Source organism: Gemmatimonadaceae bacterium, assembly GCA_019752115.1.
In the GTDB taxonomy this organism is placed as follows: Bacteria; Gemmatimonadota; Gemmatimonadetes; order Gemmatimonadales; family Gemmatimonadaceae; genus Gemmatimonas.
The window spans coordinates 1-3,595 of record JAIEMN010000079.1 but is presented as its reverse complement, the minus strand read 5'-3'; the positions used below and the strand labels follow the sequence as shown (position 1 = coordinate 3,595).

Genomic DNA, 3,595 nt, shown 5'->3' with positions numbered 1-3,595 from the left:
GACGCTAGGGCTTACCCCCCACATCCTGTCGCATTTTCAGTTGCCAGGACGTGTCGCGTTTTCGGTTGCCATTGACAACATCGACCAGATGCTGGTGTCGCTTCGACGCAGTGCAGATTTTTCAGCATTTCGCCGCACAATCTTTCACATCATACAGTCTAGGCGTCGCCTTCCAGTTCACCATGCACTTATCCATGCGTTCACGGCGCTGGAGACGTTGGTGGGAGGGTTTCCTTCAGAACTGGAGAGGTTGGATGCCAGCGACATCAACGTGCTCCAGCAACGTCTGCGACACGAGGTCAAGCGGTTCGCGAAGGAACGTGGAATGAACGCGTCACTTCGCGCACAGCTTTACGGAAAGCTGTCAGAGCTTCGAAGAAGCCCTTTCGTGACGCGCGTCGTTGACGCGTGCGAGTCGCTCTCGGTCGATCCAATGTTTCTCTGGCAGTACGCTCGCATCGGCCGAGAGGCAACACTCTCTGAGCTCATTCGAGACGCGTACGCGCGACGCAGTACGCTGATTCATTCGGGGTACGTTGAGGACATCGGGACCGCTACGGGAGACTTGCTTCGGATACGTGCACTCACGGAGCTTCTCCTCTTCTTCAAGTTGGGGGGCCAACCGAAGTGGCTTCGGCCGCTGGCGTGGGGCGATGCATCTCTTTACGGGCGATGGTACAACGCGAGAAGCGAGGAGGAGGCCGGCGCGGAGGACCGTGCACCCTGGGATGCGATTGAGTAACGTGCCGCTCGTTCCTTAGAGGATTGCGGGAGGACGCAGCGGTGATGCGGTCTCAGTACAGGGAGCCGTGTTGCAACAAGAGTTCTCCAGTTGGACGTGCCCCGAGCCCTTTCGGATTCGCGAGTAGTGGAGATGCTTCCGTCACGTACTTGGGTTGCCGAGCGGTTAACGCCCGCCGCGGGAGAAGCGGAAATCGCCGCGTAGCGTCCGCTCAGGGGTGGTCGCCCTCGATTTCGCCTTCAACGACGGCGACGATTTGGCGAGCGAATCCTGCAAGTTCTGAATGCCGACGCCCAGTTGGAGCGAGAAGTCGAGCGACGCATTGCCGGAGGTGAAGGCCTCGCCGGGCTTCGTGTTGCGGAACCACCACAGCTTCGCGCTGTCAGACGTGCCGCGAGCGACCATGGCTGAATCCGCAGGAAGCTGTGCCGTTCCATGGCAGCTGAGGCAGGAACTCAGCGGATTGTCGACCGGACCGTTCGCGCGACCCGCCCACCCAAGTGTTGCCGGCGGCTTTGCTCCAATGGGCGGGTTGGCCCGATACTTTACGAGCGGGGAGCTCTGATTAATCCAGCTTTGTGCCGGTCGCTGCCCTGAGGCGTAGTTCGCAGGAAGGAACGTCGGATCGTCGCCCCACATTAGCGCGAGTGGGCGGACACGGCGCCACGGATTGCTGTCGGCGACAGCGCTATCATAGTGGAAGGTGCCGAAGACCCACCCCCCCTTCGAAGACCGCTTGTCCTTTACCGCGACGTCGATTTGCAGGAGACGAACTTTCGTCGCGAGGACGTCCTTCGCCGAGTGGGCGCGGTTGATATCGGCCACCCACTCTGGTGAGCCCGCGAGGAATGGTACATCGGTGGACGTGGCGGTCGTAAAGAGCAACTTGAAGGCTACCGTACCCTCGGGAAACGTCGCAGCGGCCGGATTCGGGGCGACCGGATTACTCCACACGGAGCCGATGGTGTATCCGCCGCGGTCGCTGAAGAATCCGACGGCAAAGTTCCTGGCAATCGTTTTCTGGGTCGCGCTCAGCTCATAGGGACGGGACTGTCGCTCTCGCGTCAGGCCGCGCACGAACTCACGGCCGTTGGCGCCGGGGTGCAGCCACGGCGCATGGAACCACTGCCGCTTGGAATTCTTCTGCACGACAAAATCGACGTCGACATTGCCGTCGTACGCGTACGCGAGCACCGCCTGTAGATACGCCGCTGGCGCCGCGTGAAAGTCGATGCTGAGCCATGGGTAGACTGATGCGGCAGGCAGTGACGTGGGGTAGGCCTGACTGAGTTGAAACGTGGGCAGCGTCCAATCGGCCGGTGGCGCATAGCCAAAATTTGGGAAAGCCTGCGCCGCCAGTGTGCGTGGCGCGAGAGCGAATGCATACGCGAGGACGAACAGACCGTTCCGAAGGCCGCGCTGTAGATGCATGGGTGTTCACTCAGGTTCGTGAGGTGACGGGATGCGGCGACGTGATGTCGCTGCATTTGCGGTTCCGCTTGCGGCGTGCGCGCCACCATGACGGGGCGGGCAGCGGCGCCTTCGGGCGCCGACGGCGGGTCATTCGTCGAGCGCGTTTCGGCGACAATCGACGCCTCCGGCTCACGTCCGTCGATGTCGAGCGCGAGCCGGCTCCTGGCTCACATCGACGGGCCTCGCCTAGCGACGGCGCCGTACCTGTGTTGTGCGTTCGTTTGATGCGCTTAGGCGAATGGTGGCCATCATTCCGCCGTCCTCGTGCTCGAGAATATGACAGTGATACACGAACTTCCCAATGGCGACCGGATCAAGAAACGGAACGATCACTTTCACGACGCCTGGGATGCCAGCCGCCATGAAGGGCACGTTGACATTGTCCTGCAAGCTCACGCTATTCGCCGGCTGACCGTTGATCTGCGTGACAAAGAAGTCCGTTTGGTGGATATGAAAGGTGTGCAGTTCCGCCGTTTGGTTCACGATAGTGAACTCAACGATATCGCCCACATTGACGTCGGTGTCCACGCGCGATGGATCGAACTGCTTCCCGTTGATAAAAAACTCCGTTCCTGCCGTATTCTCCGTGTACACGAGGGTGATGCGCTTGGTGATCACGGCGCGGCTCAGGGCTGCTGGCGTCGGATGTACGTTGGTCGCTTTTGTGAAGCTGCGCTTCGTCAGCGTGGCGCGCGCGGCTGCCATTTGTGGCTGAGGAACGCGCGAACTGCTCGATGACGAGACCGTCGCCAGTGTTACCGGCGGATTCGAATCGCCCGCAGGCCCGGTATTCACGTATTGTGACATCAACGCGTACGTTCCAGCCGGCGGACCAATGACGGCCACTTCGACCCGAGACGACGGAGGAAGGAGGTACTGCGTCGCGGGCACGGGACAGACACCAGGCGACCAACGGCTCAGCGTCACGCAGCCGGTAAGATTGCCGTCTATTGCGAGAATATAGAACGGTACGCCGCTAAGGGAGAGATTCATGTACGAGTCGGCGCCAACGTTGCCGATTCTCCAGAACTGCACCTCCCCTGGGGCGATTGGGATGGTCGGATTGAGTTGACCATTCATCGTCTTCGTCTTCGGGGTGCCGCTCGAGTCGCCCGGAAGCCGGATGTCTTTGAGCAGCATGACGCGCTCTCGCACGCCGACCAGACTCGGGTAGTTGTCCTCAAGAAGACCATCAATGATGAGTCCTCCTGACAGGCCGCCGAGCACTTGGGGTTCACTCAAGCCGTGCGGGTGCGGGTGATTGTCAGTGATCGCGTGAAATTCCCCAGGAAGTGATCGTCTCAAAGTCCCCACCCCCATTCTGGGAGTCGGAAGATGGACGAGCTGGGGAGGGGGGAGACGGGGCTGGTGACAGCGGTC

At 60.8% G+C, this 3,595-nt stretch carries 3 protein-coding genes; 1 reads left to right on the top strand and 2 read right to left on the bottom strand.

The genetic code is table 11. From position 1 onward, the window contains the following. A partial coding sequence (locus K2R93_21980) for a hypothetical protein (protein ID MBY0492521.1) occupies positions 1 to 742 on the top strand: 742 nt, incomplete at its 5' end. A gap of 165 nt (positions 743 to 907) precedes the next feature. On the opposite strand, the gene K2R93_21975 is transcribed toward K2R93_21980, so the two are convergent. Further along, complete coding sequence (locus K2R93_21975) at positions 908 to 2,173, bottom strand: hypothetical protein (GenBank protein ID MBY0492520.1); 1,266 nt, start codon at positions 2,171 to 2,173, stop codon at positions 908 to 910. 228 nt (positions 2,174 to 2,401) lie between these two features. After that, entirely contained in the window at positions 2,402 to 3,442 is a 1,041-nt protein-coding gene (locus tag K2R93_21970; protein ID MBY0492519.1) for a multicopper oxidase domain-containing protein, read from the bottom strand. Positions 3,443 to 3,595 lie beyond the last annotated feature (153 nt).